Source organism: Siphonobacter sp. BAB-5405 (assembly GCF_002872335.1).
In the GTDB taxonomy this organism is placed as follows: Bacteria; Bacteroidota; Bacteroidia; order Cytophagales; family Spirosomataceae; genus Siphonobacter.
Map to the genome: position 1 here is coordinate 202,276 of NZ_NJAG01000001.1, position 19,670 is coordinate 221,945.

At 44.8% G+C, this 19,670-nt stretch carries 13 protein-coding genes; 4 read left to right on the forward strand and 9 right to left on the reverse strand.

What is annotated here, in order from left to right:
- Positions 1 to 10 precede the first annotated feature (10 nt).
- Positions 11 to 1,486 (forward strand): glycoside hydrolase family 43 protein, encoded by a 1,476-nt coding sequence (locus BWI97_RS00830; protein WP_102199683.1) that lies wholly within the window; start codon positions 11 to 13, stop codon positions 1,484 to 1,486.
- Between the two features lie 291 nt (positions 1,487 to 1,777).
- On the opposite strand, the gene BWI97_RS00835 is transcribed toward BWI97_RS00830, so the two are convergent.
- The 3 genes from BWI97_RS00835 to BWI97_RS00845 form a co-directional block, all read right to left on the reverse strand.
- On the reverse strand, positions 1,778 to 2,107 hold the full coding sequence (locus BWI97_RS00835) for a hypothetical protein (protein ID WP_233207712.1): 330 nt from the start codon (positions 2,105 to 2,107) through the stop codon (positions 1,778 to 1,780).
- A gap of 141 nt (positions 2,108 to 2,248) precedes the next feature.
- Complete coding sequence (locus BWI97_RS00840; RefSeq protein WP_102199685.1) at positions 2,249 to 2,767, reverse strand: transposase; 519 nt, start codon at positions 2,765 to 2,767, stop codon at positions 2,249 to 2,251.
- Between the two features lie 320 nt (positions 2,768 to 3,087).
- Positions 3,088 to 3,549: a putative immunity protein gene (locus BWI97_RS00845; RefSeq protein WP_102199686.1), complete on the reverse strand. Its 462-nt coding sequence runs from the start codon at positions 3,547 to 3,549 to the stop codon at positions 3,088 to 3,090.
- A gap of 146 nt (positions 3,550 to 3,695) precedes the next feature.
- Here BWI97_RS00845 and arr point away from each other — a divergent pair, with 146 nt between their 5' ends.
- Both arr and BWI97_RS28015 read left to right on the forward strand, forming a co-directional pair.
- Entirely contained in the window at positions 3,696 to 4,112 is a 417-nt protein-coding gene (gene arr, locus BWI97_RS00850) for an NAD(+)--rifampin ADP-ribosyltransferase (protein WP_102199687.1), read from the forward strand.
- Between the two features lie 189 nt (positions 4,113 to 4,301).
- Positions 4,302 to 4,952, forward strand: a complete 651-nt coding sequence (locus BWI97_RS28015; protein ID WP_199181969.1) for a hypothetical protein — start codon at positions 4,302 to 4,304, stop codon at positions 4,950 to 4,952.
- Positions 4,953 to 5,199: 247 nt separating this feature from the next.
- Here BWI97_RS28015 and BWI97_RS28215 read toward each other — a convergent pair whose 3' ends face one another.
- The 5 genes from BWI97_RS28215 to dnaE form a co-directional block, all read right to left on the reverse strand.
- Positions 5,200 to 7,158 carry a family 43 glycosylhydrolase gene (locus tag BWI97_RS28215; protein ID WP_102199688.1) on the reverse strand — a complete coding sequence of 653 codons (1,959 nt, stop codon included), beginning with the start codon at positions 7,156 to 7,158 and terminating at the stop codon, positions 5,200 to 5,202.
- 553 nt (positions 7,159 to 7,711) lie between these two features.
- A complete protein-coding gene (locus BWI97_RS00865) occupies positions 7,712 to 8,254 on the reverse strand; it encodes a hypothetical protein (protein WP_102199689.1) in 543 nt (180 codons plus the stop codon).
- 71 nt (positions 8,255 to 8,325) lie between these two features.
- Positions 8,326 to 8,994 carry a hypothetical protein gene (locus BWI97_RS00870; RefSeq protein ID WP_146010833.1) on the reverse strand — a complete coding sequence of 223 codons (669 nt, stop codon included), beginning with the start codon at positions 8,992 to 8,994 and terminating at the stop codon, positions 8,326 to 8,328.
- 204 nt (positions 8,995 to 9,198) lie between these two features.
- Positions 9,199 to 9,789 carry a restriction endonuclease gene (locus BWI97_RS00875; protein ID WP_233207716.1) on the reverse strand — a complete coding sequence of 197 codons (591 nt, stop codon included), beginning with the start codon at positions 9,787 to 9,789 and terminating at the stop codon, positions 9,199 to 9,201.
- 191 nt (positions 9,790 to 9,980) lie between these two features.
- Positions 9,981 to 13,583, reverse strand: a complete 3,603-nt coding sequence (gene dnaE / locus BWI97_RS00880; RefSeq protein WP_102199692.1) for a DNA polymerase III subunit alpha — start codon at positions 13,581 to 13,583, stop codon at positions 9,981 to 9,983.
- Positions 13,584 to 14,281: 698 nt separating this feature from the next.
- Between dnaE and BWI97_RS00885 the strand changes: the two genes are divergently transcribed.
- Positions 14,282 to 17,521, forward strand: a complete 3,240-nt coding sequence (locus BWI97_RS00885; protein ID WP_102199693.1) for a C25 family cysteine peptidase — start codon at positions 14,282 to 14,284, stop codon at positions 17,519 to 17,521.
- A 55-nt stretch (positions 17,522 to 17,576) separates the two neighbouring features.
- Here the strand turns inward: BWI97_RS00885 and BWI97_RS00890 are convergent, their stop codons facing one another.
- Positions 17,577 to 19,490, reverse strand: a complete 1,914-nt coding sequence (locus BWI97_RS00890) for a S9 family peptidase (protein ID WP_102199694.1) — start codon at positions 19,488 to 19,490, stop codon at positions 17,577 to 17,579.
- Between the last annotated feature and the right edge of the window lie 180 nt (positions 19,491 to 19,670).

The window sequence follows — 19,670 nt, forward strand, 5'->3', positions numbered from 1 at the left end:
CTTTTACACTATGAAATCGATTTTTCTAACCTCTCTCCTAGCCCTTGCAACGGCTACGTATGCTCAACAGCAAGCCGTTCTTCCCGGCGATCACGCCGATCCTTCGGTTACTAAAATTGGGGATACGTACTGGGCTTCGGCTACCTCGTCCAACTGGGCACCGGAGTATCCGTTGCTAAAATCCAAAGATTTGATTCACTGGCAAACCGTCGGGTATATCTTTCCGAAGCTGCCCGACTGGGCGGATTATTACTTCTGGGCACCGGAAATCTCCTACGAAAAAGGAAAAGTATACGCCTATTACACGGCTCACAAAAAAGGTGGAAATCTTTGCGTCGCCGTCGCCAGTGCTGATAAACCCGAAGGTCCCTGGAAAGATCACGGCCCGCTGATGTGCGAGTCCGACGGCTCGATTGATGCCTTCCCCATGCGGGACGAAAACGGCAAACTGCACCTGATCTGGAAAGAAGACGGCAACAGCATTCGGCAGCCGACGCCCATCTGGATTCAGGAAATGAACGAAGAACGGACGGCTTTGCTGGGTGAGAAAAAAGAACTTTTCCGGAACGATCAGCCCTGGGAGGCCAATCTGGTTGAAGGCGTTTCGATGATGCGGCACGGTGGGTATTTCTACGCTTTCTACGCGGCGGCCGGTTGTTGCGGCGAAGGCTGTACGTACGTGTCGGGCGTGGCTCGGGCTAAAAATCTGCTCGGTCCCTGGGAGAAATTTTCGGGCAATCCAATTCTGACGTCGGACGAAACCTGGAAATGCCCCGGCCACGGTACGCCCATCGAAAAAGATGGAAAATACTACTTCCTCTACCACGCGTATAGCACGAAGAGTACCGCTTACTCCGGTCGCCAGGGCCTGCTTCGGGAATTTGAATTTACGCCCGACGGCTGGATTGCCTTCAAGGCTCCCGTAGCGACGGTCAATCAGGTTCCAGCGGTCGTGAAAGATGATTTTTCGAAGGCTTCAAATCTGTGGAACTGGTCGGTTTTCCACTGGCCGGAGTATCAGACTAAAGGCGGTAAACTTCATTTGAAAGCCATTCCTGAACAGGCGGGCGTGTATCTGGCCCGTAAAACCTATACGGGTAACTACATGGCTCAGGTACAGGTAGAGGTCCCTAAAACCACGGACTTAAAAAGCGGTTTGAGTTTGATTGGGGATGATGACAATGCTCTCGGCCTTTCGGTTCAAAAGGGTGAACTGCTCGTCTGGAAGCGGGAAAAAGGAAAGGACAAAGTCCTGCAAACGCTCCCGCTGTCGAACGCGAAAACGGTAGTCTTACAGGCTCAGGTGAAAGATGGTAAAAACGTTACCTTCAAATACCTCATCAACAGAAAAAACACGCAGGTATTCGATTCCGTGGATGGAACGTTTTTGCCACCCTGGGATCGGGCCGTTCGGGTTGGCGTAATTGCCAAGGGGGAAGGTACGGGGGTGTTTGATAACTTCCTCTTGCGGTCAGAGAAGGAGTAGGTTTTCGTTTTTTAAACAGATAAAGGCTCGCTGGTATGGTGAGCCTTTGTTGTTTCCTTAACTTTTACCCCTACCGTTGTTGGTGTTTAGCGTAGCGTCACCAACAACTCAGGTGGTACGACGCAGGTAAATCAGTAGGCTGTCAGTATAAAATGAACACATGATTAGACTTTCAAACACCTAAATTCAGTGATTACAAGTGAAATTCTGCTAAAAGATTCGTAAAACAGTAGGGAGTATACTTAGAGTTGTTGGTAATGCTACGTTAAATATCAACAACGGCAGATACAGCTATGTTTTACGTAACCAAATACGAATAGTAACAATAGCGGATTTATAGCATAATGGAATGGTATTACTATCATCTTTCAGAGCTAATACTTGATGCATTGGTATTATCCTCATAGCAAATTTATCCATTATTTTTCCAAAAGTTAATAAGCTTTTTACTGTGGCATTATCATTGGCATCATAGCTGAAAATGTACGGTCCATTTTCTTTCCAGTATTGACGTAATAATAGTCGCCAAACTGCTTTTTCATAGTAATTATTTCGACCATGTAAAAATTTAGCTAAAGCTACTTCTTGCTTGAAATTTGACAGATTTTGTTTGATCTGCACCTGTATTTTTCCCACTGTTCAAATTATTTAAAGGTTTAACATATCGGTCTAGAATACGAAAATGAAGATGTAGATCTTTCCTAAGGATAATTGTTCTCCGCCGTTGTTGGTGTTTAGCGTAGCGTCACCAACAACTCAGCCTCATTCACTATAATGAGTAAGAAATCCAAACGCATCCTGATTAAATTCATAAAATCGGGCACTAGAATAATAATAATCTTCGGGTATGTGGGCCAAATTCCAGTGCGGTTGAATAGGATTATTATGAATATAGGTTAGCTTTTCTAGTATGACTTTATTTGAGTAGCAGTAGATAGATAAAGAATTTCTTTCCCAAATCTGATATTTTCGATCACCCTGTGTACTTGCTAGTTTTTCTAAAACTGCTGGATGGTTTTTTTGAATATCATTTTTAATGTACTGACCCGTAAATTTCAAAAAATCTCGTTGTACTTCTGACTTGCTAAAGGGTGGCATTATCTTCCAAATCAAGTGAAGGTGATTTGGCATAATTACAAATCCATATACAATGACTCTATTATTTTCTACTAAAAAGCGTAAACTGTCAATGATGATTTGCTTATATTTATCAGGTTTGAGTACGTGTTTCCAGGAAAGAATAGTCGCTGTGAAAAAAGCGGGATACTGATGCTCATGCATGAGTTTTAGCTATTTCTAACAAATATGGTTTATAGCTCTATAAAGCTATACGCCGAATAATAAGTACTGATTGTTAGAGACACTTCGTTAAGGCAAGAGTAGAGTAATACGAAGTAAAGTTTCGTTCGATGATTAATTCTTATTGAAGTGAAGTTGTTGGTGACGCTATGCTAAACACCAACAACGGCGAAGAGAGATCATCATTATAAAGATCATAACTAATCTCAGGCATAACCACCGTTGTTGGTGACGCTACGCTAAACACCAACAACGGCAAGAGCGTGTCTACCTATTCCACTACAACCGCTCAACCCGAAAAATCAAATCTCCTTCAGCAACTTTATCTGTGCTTCTCTTTCTTTCCTTACTTCTTCCAGATCGCCGGGAAACAGTTTATTGATCATCGTCACCGCAAAATCAGTGGCCCATAAGCCATGATATTTCGTATGCGGGCTAGCCGCTATCTGTGCCTGCGTTCTTAAAAATTTTACTTTAGCCGGGTCTTTTTCAAATTTAGCTATTCGGCTAATTTCCAGACTCAAATTCCTGGCTTCGTGATAATTGGTCTTTCCATCGAGCCATCTTTGCATGGCTTCGAATGCTGCTCTCATTTCGTGGCAGGGTTCGAAGCCCGTTTTCTCGATCAGATGTTGTCCGAATACCAAACAAAACTGCACCATTTCCCGGTGGCTTTTGGTATCGTACAGAGTTATAAACTCCTCCTTCAACGCAGGAATATCTTCTATTTTGCCGACTAACCGCTGGTATTCGTAAATATTCATAAGCTCCTGTTACCTTAGAAATCATTAACTGTTCATACCGACCTCACTCCGCCGTCGCTGGTAACGACTTGCCAAACAACTGCAAAGTCAAAACCAAGCCCAAGTATAAACGAAAGCTTTTACTCAACAACCAAACTACCCAACGAATGGATCAGACCAACGATTTGTCTTCCATTAGCTTCTATCATGGAACCAAGGCCGATTTGAAACCGGGTGATCTCATTCGACCGGGCTTTCAATCCAACTACGGTCAGCGGAATCAAGCAAAATACATCTACTTAACCGCCACCCTGGATGCCGCCATCTGGGGTGCCGAGCTGGCTGTGGGTGAAGGGCCTGAACGAATCTACCAGGTAGAACCTACCGGCCCTATTGAGGACGACCCTAACCTGACCGATAAAAAATTTCCGGGGAACCCTACCCGCTCCTATCGTTCCTTACAGCCGCTCAAGGTCGTTGGTGAAATTACGGAATGGCAGGGGCATACGCCCGAGCAACTGAAAGCCATGAAGGATAACCTGGAGCGATTAAAACAACTGGGGATTGAAGCCATCGAAGATTAATTCCTAGGTTCCGGAATCACGCCGGGGAGCGGTTGTACTCCTAGGTTGATCGGTACCAACGGCCATTCATCCGAAAAAACACGTATGAACGGTTCTCTGGCTTTTCTTTACTACTGGAACAGCTCACTCGCCTGGTGAAGGCTTCCGCTCTTTACGACCAAAATCCAGTACTCTACTCACTACGAATCGATGGAAGAAATCAAACCCTACACCAGCCTTGAGGAAGCGATGCGGGAGCTAGACAATGGTGGTCGATTTTACAATCTTTTCACCGAGGCTCAAGATGAGGTCATTACCCCGGCCGAACTGTCTAAAGTATCGGGTGTATTTCTTACGAAACAGAAAATGATTCTCTTTCTGGAAATGGCCCTTTGCCGATTGGACGAAAAAGCAAAAGCAGAGGTATTATCAAAACTGGATGATCGATTGCAACTGGATTATCAGAACTATAAACCTTTGCAGATAAGCGTTTCGGAAGCAATTCAAGTGCATTCTTCTTCCAATATTATTCTTACGGGAACGCCTAAACCCAATACTTCGAAATCAGCTCTGGAAGGCTTTGTGCTCATTGCCTTTGGAAAAACTTTTATGCTGATTCCCACCGTTGATTTATACGACATTTACGAACTAACCGACGAACAGACAGCCGAGAAACTTCTCATTGCTCACAGCAAACGTTCGGTAAAACTACCCGAACAAAAGCTGCTGGTGGGTGGGATCTGGAAACAATTTCCTGCTCCGTCGGATAAAGATCAGGCATCGACTCCTGATGTCCTGGAACGATTAACGTCGAAACAAAGCGGTAAACGCTATTTGGAAATTCATTATTTCATTGCCTAAAGGCCTTCATCTGTTTTTCCGGTTGTTGAGCCTCCTACGCTAGATACGAACCCTGGCGTAGTGAGTTCTCCTTTCTTTCTGACCTCATTTCAAATTTTTTCCTGTACTACTTTAGCAACCTAAAGGTATTGTCTATGAGGTAGCCAATGCCTACGCCAGGATACCGCCGGTCGTAAAGATTCGGCTTACGAAAATCAGCCTACGACTTCGGCGTTCCCGGGAGGCATCGACTACTTGGTTTTTGAACTTATTTAGATGAGCTGGACGTATTCGTAACGCCTTCACTAGTCATTATGACCCGTTTCAAGGTCCCGTTCTTGTTATACTGTAGTTTATCAATGCATATCGAGCGACTAAAACTGCTACCATCGGTTTGAATACCGCCGTTGTGGTAGATGAAGTACCACTGCCCTTTATGCTGAACAATCGCCTGGTGGTTGGTATTACTATTGCCGGCAATTTCGTTGAGAATGCCTTTGTATTCGTAAGGGCCTTCGATTGCATCGGCCACGGCGTACGCAATTTTCTCCGGGAAACCCGTCGCGTAACTCAGGTAGTATTTGCCTTTGTGCGTATGAATCCAGGGAGCTTCCGTAAAATCGAAACCGGGGAACTGCACCCGTTTGATTTCTCCTTCGATTTCAATCATATTTTTCTTGAGCCGGGCATAATAACATTCGCGATTGCCCCAGAAAAGCCAGGCCTGATCCTTGGCATCGATATACACCGTGGGGTCAATACAGGCCCAGGAATGGGACGAAGCGAAACAATCCTTGTTGGTAAGCAAGGGTTTTCCCAAGGCATCTTTGTAAGGGCCTTCCGGTCGATCGGCTACTGCCACGCCAATACCCGACCAGTTGGTGCTGATGTACCAGTAATACTTTCCGTTTCTTTCAATGACCTGCCCCGCGTACGCATCTCCACTCTTCGCCCAGGGGAAATTCGTTATTTGTAAGGGCACGGGATACTGGGTCCACGTTTGTAAATCCGTGGTTGAATACACCAGCCAGTCTTTCATTTTATACCCACTTTGTCCACCCGCGAAATCGTGACCCGCAAATAACCACAGGGTATCCCCTTTCACCAGAGCCGCCGGATCAGCCGTGTACGCATGCGTGATGATGGGGTTGCCTTTGGACGTGAAGGTGTAGCGATCGGAAGCCTCGACGGGTTGTAACAAGTCGTTGGGAACCCCGCCCCATTTCGCCTGCAGGCGGCGGGCTTCTTCGCGGGTAATGCCGATGACACTGCCGTGCCGGGGATTAAAGTTTTTGGTAAAGGACTCGGGTTTATCCGTAAACTGATACAGATCAGTGCTCCGCTGAAACTCATACCGCAGGTTGGTGTACAGGTCATACATCAGGATATACTCGTCCGAATCATTGCGTTTGAAGACACTGGAACCTTCCACCACAATCTTTTGATCCGAATACGCATCCAGGTACTTAAAATCCTCCACCCAGGGTCCGCTCAGCGACTTCGAAGTGGCCTGTTGAATGCCATTTTTAATTTCCTTCCCACTCTCATCTTTGGTATTCCCCTTGAAGAACAGATGGTAGGTGCCGTCTTTATATACAATATCACCGTCAATAGCTCCGTACTTGGCCCGGAACATCAGCTTGGGTTCTGCTTCAAAACCGGTAAAATCCGTATTGGCGTAGGCGGAATAAAAATCAAGCTTGGAATCGTCTTTGAAACGTACGGTGAAGTAGATCAGATACTTTTTGGCCTGTGGATCATAAATGGTTTGCGGAGCCCATACCCATTGCACTTTCCCAAACGTCTGCGGATAGGTTTTGGCCAGGTCGATACTCCGGTGCGTCCAATCTACCAGATTAGTGGATCGCAACAGGACAATCCCCGGATTGCTGCCCCAGCCGTTCTTACCGACGAACATATCGGTCGCCGTCAAGTAGAAGGTATTTCCATCCTCCCCCCGTAACAAATGCGGATCCCGAATTCCACCCGTTTGCGAGATGTCGCTGGAGGCAAGGATAGGCTGGTTATTATTTAAAGCAGACCAATGGATGGCATCCTTGCTTATCCCTAGGCGTAACTGCTCCTGCTTGAGCGGGTCTCCTGAACCCTCGAAGTAAGCAAATAGATAGCCTTCGAAGGACGATAAATTCTTTTTAGTTTGAGTAAAAGCGGACACACTGCCTAGCAGGACGAATAGGACAGTCAGTACTCGGTTACGTAAAATCATTTGAGAAGCTAAGTAGGATACGAAAGAAAGAGGTTTACCAGGTTTCTGTTCAGGCAAAGATGTAAGCTTCTGTGAAAGATTATCCTGTCCAAGAAGTTGTCATCATTCATCTGGGCTCATGGAGTGCAGGTATCACTTTTGCTGGGGCTTGGGGCGGTGATGATAGGTATCCGTTGCTTTACGACGGATCTGCATTCCTGGAGGATCCTCTACTCATATGTTGAAACGAGTGATTCATACTCATTACGGAGCTATCAATCGTAAGAATTTCGCTGTTGGTATTTAGTATAACGTCACCTCTGCCGTTGTTGGTGTTTAGCGTAGCGTCACCAACAACTTTATTACACTTCGGTTGTACAAAGAGTCTTGAACGAAAATTTACTTAGTATTATTGTATCGACAAATTCTATTTATTCACGATTTAGACAAACCTTATTATCACGTGAGTTGTTGGTGACGCTATGCCAAACACCAACAACGGCAGTAAATACAAACAACTACGAGAACATTGGGAATAGGTAAAGACTAAATAAGGCCTAAATAGACTAGATTACTATTGTCGAGAATTAAGGTGATCTATGTATAATCGAAGATTATTTGAAATTTTTAACGCAACTTCCGGTATATAAGGAATAACATTTTGAAAATTCACTTCACTTGTTAGGGGAAATCCATGATATGAATTCAAATAATTTCTTATTTTTTGTGTTAATTCCAAATCAAGCGTCAATAGAGGATCATTTTGTTCGTAATCATGATAGTTTGTTAGATGAGTAAAACAGTTACCAAAGTTATAGACTTCTGGTGCCCAATGATTATACTGACTTGCAATATTTACCATTTTACGGTCTGTAATCCTTTCCCCATTTTTCCTCCACTCAACGCCATTCACTGTATCTTCAATAAGTTTATTTAATTCTAAATCATTCGTTAAAGTATGCAAATAGCAAACTCGAATTAAAGAATCTAATTCCTGCCGCAGTAAAGATATACAGGTACCAAAAAGCTCCTGCTCATGTAATAATCTAATTGATTTAGTGTTCTCATTAGAACGTTGCATTAATATTCTCTTGAAATCAGCTAATTTAGGAGTCATAAAATTTTATTTTCAGTATTATATTATATTAGATCCGCCACACATCCAATACAATATTACATACATAGTTATTAGTAAAATAACTTTTTAAAAAATCCTAATGTCTGTTCTTTCCCCTGTATTATTGTCACCAAACCACTTACGAATGTTACAAGTCCGCCTATACCAGTAAGGGTATTAAAAATTAGATTTGATTTAATTTTTCCAACAGTACTATCGGGAATTATACCAAACCAATTGAAAATATAGATTGGCAAACTAAAGAACTCTTTGAATCCTTGCTTAAGCCAAATGAATGGATTTTTCAGCTGTTTAAAATTTTCTTTTGTTAGTTGCTCAACAATTCCAATGTACCTTAGTAAACAATCGTCAACTGAATTAACGTCAAAATCCGTTATTGTACTATCTCTGAATTTTGGAATAGTGTTCAGCACTATATTATAGTTACTTATCTTGTATTGCCGAAAAGGTCCTATATACTCCATAAGTCCAGTTTGTCCAAGCATACCTTGCATTTTATTTGCATTCTTTGTCAACCAAACATATCTTTCATGATCAATTTCTCCACGTCTTTCAAAGCTGTCGTATTTTTTATAGAAATTGTTTGTAAAAATTACAAATTGTTCTCTGTATTCTAATGTAAAATTTAGCTTTTCCTGTAATAGTACAAAACTCTTTCGTAAGGTAAAGGAACCTATCACCAAAATTGAAATGAAAAATATAATAATTATTAGTATCATGCTATAGTGTATTTGTAGCATCTTTCAGGCAACTATTAAATATACGAATATTACTCAGTACATCTGTGACGTTTCAGTGCTGGAACATCACAGACGCCCATAGCACCGAAACATCAAAATGCACTTCTCCCAAATCCGCGTTGAAAATGCAGACTAACAATAACTAATCTAACTTGATTTATAAATGCGTAAAATTTGACTAAACTAATTAAACATTAACCGTAGGTTACTTTCAACATAATTTTTGATCATAGATAACAACTCATTACCATCGATTAATTTCAAATAATACTTATAAGTACTTGATGCATACTTTTTTATAACATCAGCGGAGAACTTTAAATTCGTAACCATTATACCTGTACTAGCTTTAAGTTCATTTATTTTAAAAAGAAATCTTTCTATTACATCAACACCTATTGCTTTCTTTTTACTTGTCTTGCATTCTATTAAATGATTAGTAGGCACTGTATCATCTTTTCTTGCAATCATATCATATCCACCATCTCTTGTCTTCTTAGTTGGTTCTACATCATAACCTAATGATATAAAGACTCTTCTTACTATACATTCAAAATCATAATGATGTGTACTAAATATTTTTTTCTTATCTCTATAAATTTCCAGTATTATTTCGTCAATTTCATCCAGTTCATTTTTTGTTTTAACTTTATTAAATTGTATTATAGCTTTAGCATCTTTACCAACTATCTCATCACTAACTATATTATTTACGTTTACATCTATTAAGTCACCTCCAAAAGTTGATATAAAACTTTCAATAATTGGAACTATTGGATTACTAGCAACAACGCCATTAATAGCTGCCAACTGCTTAAGCAATGCAGAAGAACTAACGATGAATTTCATTTGTGCATATTTAATTGATGGAAATCTATAGTAGTTATGCTCCTAGTAAATATACCATAAAAAGTAAGACCCACCAGCCAAAAGCCGATGGGTCTTACTTTTTATAACAAAAACTCTTAATTCAACCGAAAACTATTCTTCCCTACCAGCTGCTCCAACCCCTTAATCAAATCATTCGAAACGTTGATTTTATTGAAGCGGCTTTGCAAGACTACCTCTACCGGACTTTCCGAGTCTTTGAGTTTCACGAACAAGTTACAGGTGCCCGGGTTTTGTTTGAACAACTCACTCAAGCTGGCCACCAATTCGCCGCTTACTTCCTGCAAATTGATCTCCAGACTCAGCTGCTTACACATCTTCTCCCGTACTTCGGGCAGGAGCTGAATTTGTGTGGCTTTGAACTCGTACTGGCCCTGGTTCCGCCAGCTCGGTTGTAGTTTTCCCCGAATGTACAGGAAACGATCCTGGGCTACGTATTGTCCCATTTTAACGTAATCGTCGCCAAACAGGGCCAACTCCATGCTTCCGGCATAATCTTCAATCGTAAACAGACAGAAGGGATTGCCATTTTTGGCGTATCGCTCCTGATACTTCGTTACGATTCCGGCAATGCGGACATCGCGGTTGTACCAGTTCTTCTCTTCTTCCGAATCGCGGAAACGGTCGAGCGTAATGTCGCAGAAGTTATCCAGCTCAATCCGGAACTCATCCAGCGGGTGACCGGAAATGTATACCCCAATCACATCGCGTTCCTGGTTGAGTTCGATCATCCGGGCCCAGGGTTCCGTCGACGGTACGCGGGGGGCCATCATGTTGGCTCCGCCACCCCCACTCATCGCTCCGAACAGTGATACCTGAGCGGCGGCTTTTTCTTCGTGGTGTTTGTTGGCGTACCGAATCAGTGTTTCAATAAACGTACCCGTTCCCGTATCGGCAAAAAACGCCGCCCGGTTGATGCCAAAGCCGTCGAAGGCTCCGGCATAGGCCAGCGATTCCAGCGTTTTCTTGTTCACCGTACGCAGGTTGATTCGGGTGACGAAATCAAAAATATCCTGGTAGGGACCATTGGCGTTTCGTTCCTGAATGATGCTATCCACGGCCGCATCGCCCGTACCCTTGATTCCACCCAGGCCAAACCGAATCTGTTTTTTCTTATTAACGTTGAATTCCTTGATGGATTCGTTCACGTCGGGACCTAATACGTCGAGACCCATCCGGCGGGTTTCTTCCATGAAGAGCGTAATCTTCTTGATATCGCCCAGCTCGTTGGTTAAGTTGGCCGCCATGTACTCTTCCGGGTAGTGGGCCTTCAGGTAGGCCGTCTGGTAGGCCACGAACGCGTAACAGGTCGAGTGCGACTTGTTGAAGGCGTACTGAGCGAAGGCTTCCCAGTCGGTCCAGACCTTTTCGAGTTTCTTGGCGTCCAGACCTTTGGCGACGGCTCCTTCCATGAATTTGCCCTTCATCTTATCCAGCGTCGCCCGGTCTTTCTTACCCATGGCCTTCCGCAGTACGTCGGCGTCCCCTTTGGAGAAGCCCGCCAGTTTCTGCGACAGCAACATCACCTGCTCCTGGTACACTGTGATTCCGTAGGTATCGGCCAGGTATTCTTCCATTTCGGGAAGGTCATAGACAACGGGTTTACGTCCGTGTTTCCGATCAATAAATTCAGGAATGTACTGAATCGGACCGGGTCGGTACAGGGCGTTCATGGCAATAAGGTCCTCAAACCGCGTCGGTTTCAGTTCCTTCATGTACTTCTGCATCCCGGCACTTTCGTACTGGAAGATTGCGTAGGTTTCACCGCGTTGGAACAGCTCGTAGGTCTTCGCATCGTCGAGCGGCAGGCTGTCCAGGTCAATTTCCACACCGTGGTTTTGCCGGATTAGAGCCAGTGCGTTTTTCAGGATCGTCAGCGTGGACAATCCCAAAAAGTCCATCTTGATTACCCCGGCATCCTCAATCACTTTCCCTTCAAACTGGGTAATAAACCAGTCCGAATCTTTCGAGGTACACACGGGAATAATCTCCGTCAAATCCATCGGAGCAATGATGATCCCCGCCGCGTGGATACCCGTACCCCGCACGGAACCTTCCAGTTTCAGGGCTTCGGTTAGCACCTTTCCGGCGACGGTATTGGATTTCATCGTATCCCGCAATTTCTGGATATTCTGAATCTCCTCGCCGCCCCAGCCTTCTTTATCCTTCACGCCGCCGGGTCCGTCGATGGGAGCCAGCAGGACGCGTTGCAGGTTCAGGTCCAGGGGTTTTTCCGGAATCAGTTTGGTCAGGATATTCGTCTCATCCAGCGGCAAATCCAGTACGCGGCCTACGTCTTTGATCGCCGACTTGGCTTTCATCCCCGTATAGCTCACAATCTGGGCTACCTGATTTCGACCGTATTTATCAACGACGTAATCAATCACTTTCTGGCGACCGGCATCGTCAAAGTCCGTATCAATATCGGGCATGGATTTCCGGTCAGGGTTCAGGAAACGCTCGAACAGTAGGTTGTACTTGATCGGGTCAATGTTCGTAATGCCAATACAGTACGCCACCGCCGAACCCGCCGCCGAGCCCCGGCCCGGCCCGACAAATACGCCAATGTCGCGACCCGCCTTGATGAAGTCCATTACAATGAGGAAGTACCCGGCGAAACCCATCGTTTTAATGGTATGCAGCTCGAAGTTGAGGCGTTCCTCGGCTTCGGGCGAGATGGTTTCGTAGCGTTGTCGGGCTCCTTCAAATGTCAGGTGACGCAGGTATTCCCACTGGTTCAGGGTATCATCGGCGTGTACCTTGAATTCGTTGGGAATGGGGAAATTAGGCAGCAGAATGTCTTTCTTCAGTTTCGGTTCGAAACACTTGTCGACAATCTCCTGCGTATTATCCAGGCCTTCGGGAATGTGTCCCCAGACCTGCAACATTTCGTTCTTCGTCTTGAAATAAAATTGGTCGTTGTAAAAAGCAAACCGCGAGCCGCGGGGCATGGCCTCGTCATCCGAGAAGTCCTTGGCCGAGGGCGTACTCTGCTTTTCACCGGTGTTGACGCACAGCAAAATGTCGTGGGCGTTGGCATCCTGCTGATCTACGTAGTGACTATCATTGGAGACAATCACCTTTACATTGTGCTTACGGGCAAACTTGAGCAGCACCTCATTGACCCGCTTCTGATCTGGGATTTCGTGATCCTGTAGTTCGACGTAGAAGTCTTCGCCGAAGATATTCAGCCACCACAGAAACTCCTTTTCACCTTCCTCTTCGCCCTTCCGCAGAATGGCTTTCGGTACGCTAGCCCCGATACAACAGGTCGTAGCGATGAGGCCTTCGTGGTACTGTTCGATCAGGGTTTTATCAATCCGGGGGTACTTGCCGTACATGCCTTCGATGAACCCCAGCGAACAGAGCTTGACCAGATTTCGGTACCCAACTTCGTTTTTGGCCAGCATCAGCTGGTGGTACCGAACGTCTTTCTTTTCCTTGGTAAACTTCCGCTCATGCCGATCCTGTACTACGTAAAATTCACAGCCTACAATGGGTTTTACCCCGTGCTTTCCGGCTTCGGCCACGAATTTGAACACGCCGAACATATTACCGTGGTCGGTAATGGCTACTGCCGAATGTCCGTCCGCCTTGGCTTTCTTGAACATACCGCCAATGTCAGCGGCACCATCGAGCAAGGAAAATTTGGTATGGCAGTGAAGATGGGAAAAATGCATAGTAACGGGGCTCTCTATCCTACAACAAAATCAAACTTGAAGATACGATGAAAAACGTAGGAGGGCAAGTTAGGTTCCGATTGCCCCAGGATTTTCTATATCGGGCGAATGATGATTTCGCTCGTCTCTGTGGTTTTGTAAATTTAGAGTTCAGGCCCTATACTCAACCAGACCATGGTATTTCCTAGTAAATACGTTTATCTATACTACCTATACTTTACATTATCCAAAAATACCTATCTTACTACCGAATAACACCTAGATATTACCAAACACCTTATTATTTACTATTTTAAATTCTTTTCATTTAGTTTTAGCCTATATTCATTACCGTTACCCCAGGTGTTTCATTTTTTGCATCCGCTTTTATTTTCAAAGTACAAGTACTCTCATTTTATACTCAACTTGGTGCTGTGATTTAAGCCATTTGTTAGTAACGGTTATGGCTTAAACCGCAGTTAATCTTTAATAATTTAAACACTAACCTGATATCTTTTAACTTTTCATATTTTTTAAACTTATGTTAAGCCACGCAAAAAAGTAGGTAAATGACTTTGTAATTGAATCCTTTGCTTTCATATTTGTATGTCAACCCTATTGATTTCCATGCTACTAAGGTATTTTTTGACCGCTTAAACGCTGTAATCCGAATCCATAATTTCCACCCTTCGTTAAGTGTTTCCTTTTTTTAAAGTTGTATGAAAAAACTTTACTTTTTACTCCCTCTTCTTCTACTAGGCTGGGCGAGAGAGTCCTTTTCCCAACAAGCTGGTAATGAGTGGATTAATTACCAGCAGTCGTATTTTAAAATTCCTGTTACACAGAAAGGAATTTACCGTATTACCTACGCTGAGCTACAATCCGCCGGTTTTGATCTACAAGCCAACCCTCAACAGATTCAATTGTTCAGACGAGGCGTTGAACAGGCTATCTCTGTTGTCGGCGAGGGTGATGGGAAATTTGACGGTAGCGACTACATTGAGTTTTTTGGCGTAGGGAACGACGGCTCCCGTGATGCTGAACTGTACGTACCTAAGGAATCACACACTAACCCCTACGTGAGTTTATTTACGGATAACTCCTATTATTTTCTGACCGTCAGTCAAAGTACCAAAGGAAAACGTGTAGCGGTATCTACGCTTTCTTCGAATGGGCTTACCGCTGAAAGCTATCACCTGGCAGAAACCGTCATTGCTTACAACAAAGCCTTTCACGTAGGTGCTTCTTACGACGCCGTTAATAACTTACAGGATTACCAGCAGGGTATTTCGGTGAGTGAATTTGGTCCTGGTAAAGGATATATGGATGAGCGGATTTATGCCGGCAGTAGCCGTAACTACACGCTTCCGCTGATTAACGCATACCGGCAGGGTCCGGCTCCCAGCCTGGAAACTTCGTTCTATGGCGTAGGCCGGGGAGCCCACAGCATTGACTTTACCGTAGGAAACTCGTCCGTAACCAATACAGCCTTTTCGGATCTTCAGACGGTTAAAGTAAACAAATCCCTGGACTGGAGTAACTTCAACACCAACGAAGGCACTGCTACGATTACTTCCAAGCAAGGCTCGAATGCAGTCGTTTATTTCAAGCTTAGTTATGCCCAAACACTCGACTTGTCGGGTATTAGTGGCAAAGCTATCAATACCCGCACGAATAGCTCAGGTACTTCGCTTCTTCGCTTTTCGAATGCCACTTCCAATGACCAGGTTTATGATATTACGGATCTGAATGCCGTGCAAAAAATTACGGCAACCCTAACGAATGGTACACTGGACGCAGTCGTCGGAAACGCACAAAGCACCCGGAATCTTTGGGTAAGTCGCACGGCTGGTTCTGTGGCTAGAATTGAACGCGTTTCGTTCCGTTCCATTAACGCCAGCGATTACAATTACCTGATTCTGACTTATAAATCCCTGCAACAGGGGGCTGATGCCTATAGTGCCTACCGGGCTTCCAGCCAGGGCGGTAGCTATAAACCTTTAGTAGTGGATATGGATTTGATTTCCAATCAGTTTAACTACGGAGAAAATAGCCCTCTGGCCATCCGGCGGTTTGCTGACTATATGGCAAAAGGTGGTTCCAGACATCTGTTCCTGATTGGACGGGCCATTGCACCTCAGTACTTCCGGACTGGTAATCTTACCACCAGCGAAGCCATGAACGAGGTTAATCAGATTCCTACGGGTGGCTGGCCTGGCTCCGATTGGCTGCTGGTGATGGGGCTCAACGGCAAGGCTGCCAATGTTCCCGCTCTTTCCGTAGGCCGACTGAATACGATCACTTCAGACGAAGTATATGCTTATTTGAATAAAGTAAAAGAATACGAAAGCCAACCTGCAGCCTTGTGGCGTAAGAGATTCCTGAACCTGAGTGGCGGTCGTGATTTCAACTACGAAATTCCTACGTTTAAAAACTACGCCAACGGCTATTCCAACATCGTTAAAAACGCACCGCTCGGCGGAAATGCCAAGATTATTTCCAAACAAACGACGGCCAACGTGGAGTTTTTCGACGTTTCGAAAGATGTAAATGCGGGGCTAAGTATGATTACGTTTTTCGGTCACTCCGGTCCCGGCTATACGGACATTGACATTGGACTGGCGACGAACAGCAATTTTAACAACAAGGGTAAATACCCGATTATGTTTGTGAATGGCTGCGAAGCAGGGAACATCTTTTCGAATGATAACATTCAGACGGTTGGTACTAACTGGGTCAATACAGCCGATCGGGGAGCAATTGTATTCCTAGGTTCTTCATTTCTGGGATGGCCGAGTTACCTGGATCGCTATTCCAGCCTTCTGTTCCAAAATCTTTCGAGCTCTACTTATCTCAACAAATCGTTTGGCGATGTACTCGTAGCGACAACCACTCGCTATGTATCGGACAACCCGAACAACAAAATGACCATAGGACACGCCCAGGAATTTAACCTACAGGGTGACCCGGCCATTGTTCCATACCCCTTAACCAAGCCTGATCTGGCTTTTGAGGCAGGTAACCTGTTTGTACAATCAGGTAGTACATCAACGGGAAATTTCAAACTGGGTGTAGTGGTTAGCAACTTGGGTACCGTACCAGGTACTAACGTTAAAGTTTCACTGAAACGGACGGTAAATACTGCTGCTTCCAACAACACGATTGCCAATGTTTCAAACAATACGATGGACCTGGGTACACTGACTTTCAATCCGGTTCGCTATCGGGATACCCTGTATTTCGACGTTACTAACACCATGAATGCGGTGAGTAACAATCAAATCGATGCCGTTATCGACGCAGAAAACGCCATTGATGAAGTTACCAAGAGCAATAATCAGCTCGCCTTTGACTATGTAATTGATGCTCCTCTACCCGTTAGCATCATCTATTTTAAAGGTCAGGTTGAATCAAGTGCGGGAAAAAGCTTTACAGGCGTAGATGCGACTTCTATTCCTGAAAACGTAGGCACCCTTTCCTGGAAAGTAAGCGATGAAAAAAACATTCTGGGCTACGGTATAGAAAAAAGCGTTGATGGGAAAAACTGGGTTAGTATTGGCTATACGCCCTCTCAGCATACTTCTTCAGCTCTGTACACTTTCTACGATACGAAACTTCGGGTAGGTAATAGCTATTATCGCCTGAAAATCGATGAAGCGTCAGAGCCGGACCATTACAGCAAGATTATTGCTCTTCGTGTGGCCCCAACGTATGGGCTGATTGCTTATCCAAGTCCAGCGGATGCGGATGTTACCATCACCATTAAAGAGAATGCGGGTAGTACTGCCACTGCTGTACAAGCCGTTCTGTATAGCCCCATGGGTCAGGCAGTCTGGAAGGGAGAAATCCGGAATGGTGCTGTTACCATACCTACCCAAAGTTTAACCAATGGACTTTATCATCTACACGTGAACGACGGTACCGCTATTCAAAAACAGAAGATTGTTGTAGCTCACTAGGAGTTATGTACTTAAAACAGAAAAAGGCCTCGCTTGAAAGCGAGGCCTTTTTCTGTTACTTCAGCGTTTCTTCCAGCCAATGATAGAATTCCCGCTGCCAGACGATCGCATTTTGAGGGCTGAGCACCCAATGGTTTTCGTCGGGGAGGTATAATAACTTGCTTTTGATGCCACGTAGCTGGGCTGCCTGAAAAGCCTGCAAGCCCTGTTCGATAGGAACCCGATAGTCTTTTCCACCCTGAATAATGAAAATAGGCGTATCCCACTTGTCGACAAAGTTGCTCGGCGACTGGCTAAAGGAACGTTGAGCTACCGCATTTTTCTTATCCCAGTACGCCCCCCCTTTTTCCCAGTTTTCGAAGAATAGTTCATCCGTAGTGCCGTACATGCTGCGGAAATCAAATACGCCGTCGTGGGCAATGAACGTTTTGAATCGTTTAGCGTGCACACTCGCCAGAGCGAATACCGAGAAGCCACCAAAACTTGCCCCTACACAGCCCCGACGATCTTTATCTACGTAAGACTCCTTCGATACGGCATCAATGGCACTCAGATAATCCTGAATGACCTGTCCACCCCAGTCTTTGCTTACCTGCTCGTTCCATTTGGTTCCATGGCCGGGCATGCCCCGACGGTTGGGGGCTACTACGATATACCCCTGGGAAGCCATCAGCTGAAAATTCCAGCGATACGAATACGACTGCGTTAATGGGGCCTGCGGTCCTCCCTGGCAATATAATAGCGTTGGGTATTTCTGAGCAGGGTCAAAATTGGGCGGATAAATTACCCACACCAGCATGTTTTTACGATCGGTAGTAGTTACCCATCGCCGCTCGGTTTTGCACAGATTCAGAGAAGACACTACATCGTCGTTTACGTGCGTAAGAGCCTGAATGGAGCCATTGGTCACATCAATCGTTACCAGTTCCGCCGGGTGATTCATGTCCGTTTTGGACGCGATCAGTTTCTGACCTACCTGCCCGATAATGTCACTCACGTCAAAATCGCCCTTGGTAAGCTGCGTAATGACGGGCTTGGCCGATGTAGTACCGGGATAGGTCACCTTAAAGATCTGCAAGGTACCGTTGATGGGTGCCCAGAAAAATAGAGTGCTTCCGTCTTCGCTCCATTTGAATCCCTCCACGTGAATATCATCGCGTTGCTGCGTCAAATTCAGCGTAGACTTTCCATTGGACACGACCAGATCCTGCTTATCGGCCTCGTATCCATCCCGCTTCATCTGGAGCCAGGCCAGATTGCCTTTCGTATTAAACGATGGATTAACGTCGTATCCCTTGTTACTTTCAGTTAGGTTTCGGGTCGTTCCGGTGGTTACATCGTATTCATAAAGATCCGTATTCGTACTGACTGCGTAATCGGTACCGAATTTTTTCTTCGTTACGTATACAACATGTTTTCCGTCGGGATGCCAGATAAAGTCCTCGTCTCCACCAAACGGTTTCTGGGGACAATCATTGGTTTCGCCGGGCATCAGATCTTTCGGCGTACCGGTTTGACCATTTACGAGCGGGGTCAGGAACACGTGATCAAACTTGCCATCTTCCCAGGTGTCCCAGTGTCGATAATTCAGTGAAGTAAAGACATAAGCATCCGATTGTGGTAAATCTTTATACTTATCGGCTCCCGTAATGTTTAGCACGGGTACAGGCTGACTACTGATGCGATACTTGCCATCGGCGGATACTTTTGAATCTCTTAATAAGCCTTCTGTAGTACTAATTTCCTGGGCTTCTCCGCCCGCCACTGGAATTTTATAAAGCTTCCGCTGACTCTTGTTGTCCGGCATTTGCGGTGTACTGACCGCGTATACTACGTATTGTTTATCATTGGAAATCCCCAGGCCCGATACCCTGCCCATTTTCCAAAGCTGTTCGGGTGTTAACCGTTGTTGAGCGTTTATTGCCAGCGAGCTTAAGAACATCCCGCCCAGCAGCCAAGCTTTTTTCATACACGTAAATCAATAGTTACTAAAAAGGCACCGTTTATTCGGTACCCTGCAAAGGTATACTAGAATCGTCTCAGATAACGCTACTGATCCCCTGTTCAATTCGTATCCAAGCTCCCCCTCGGATGAAATATTTACATTTTTTATATAAATTTTTAAATTTTATAGAATAGTATTTTATTC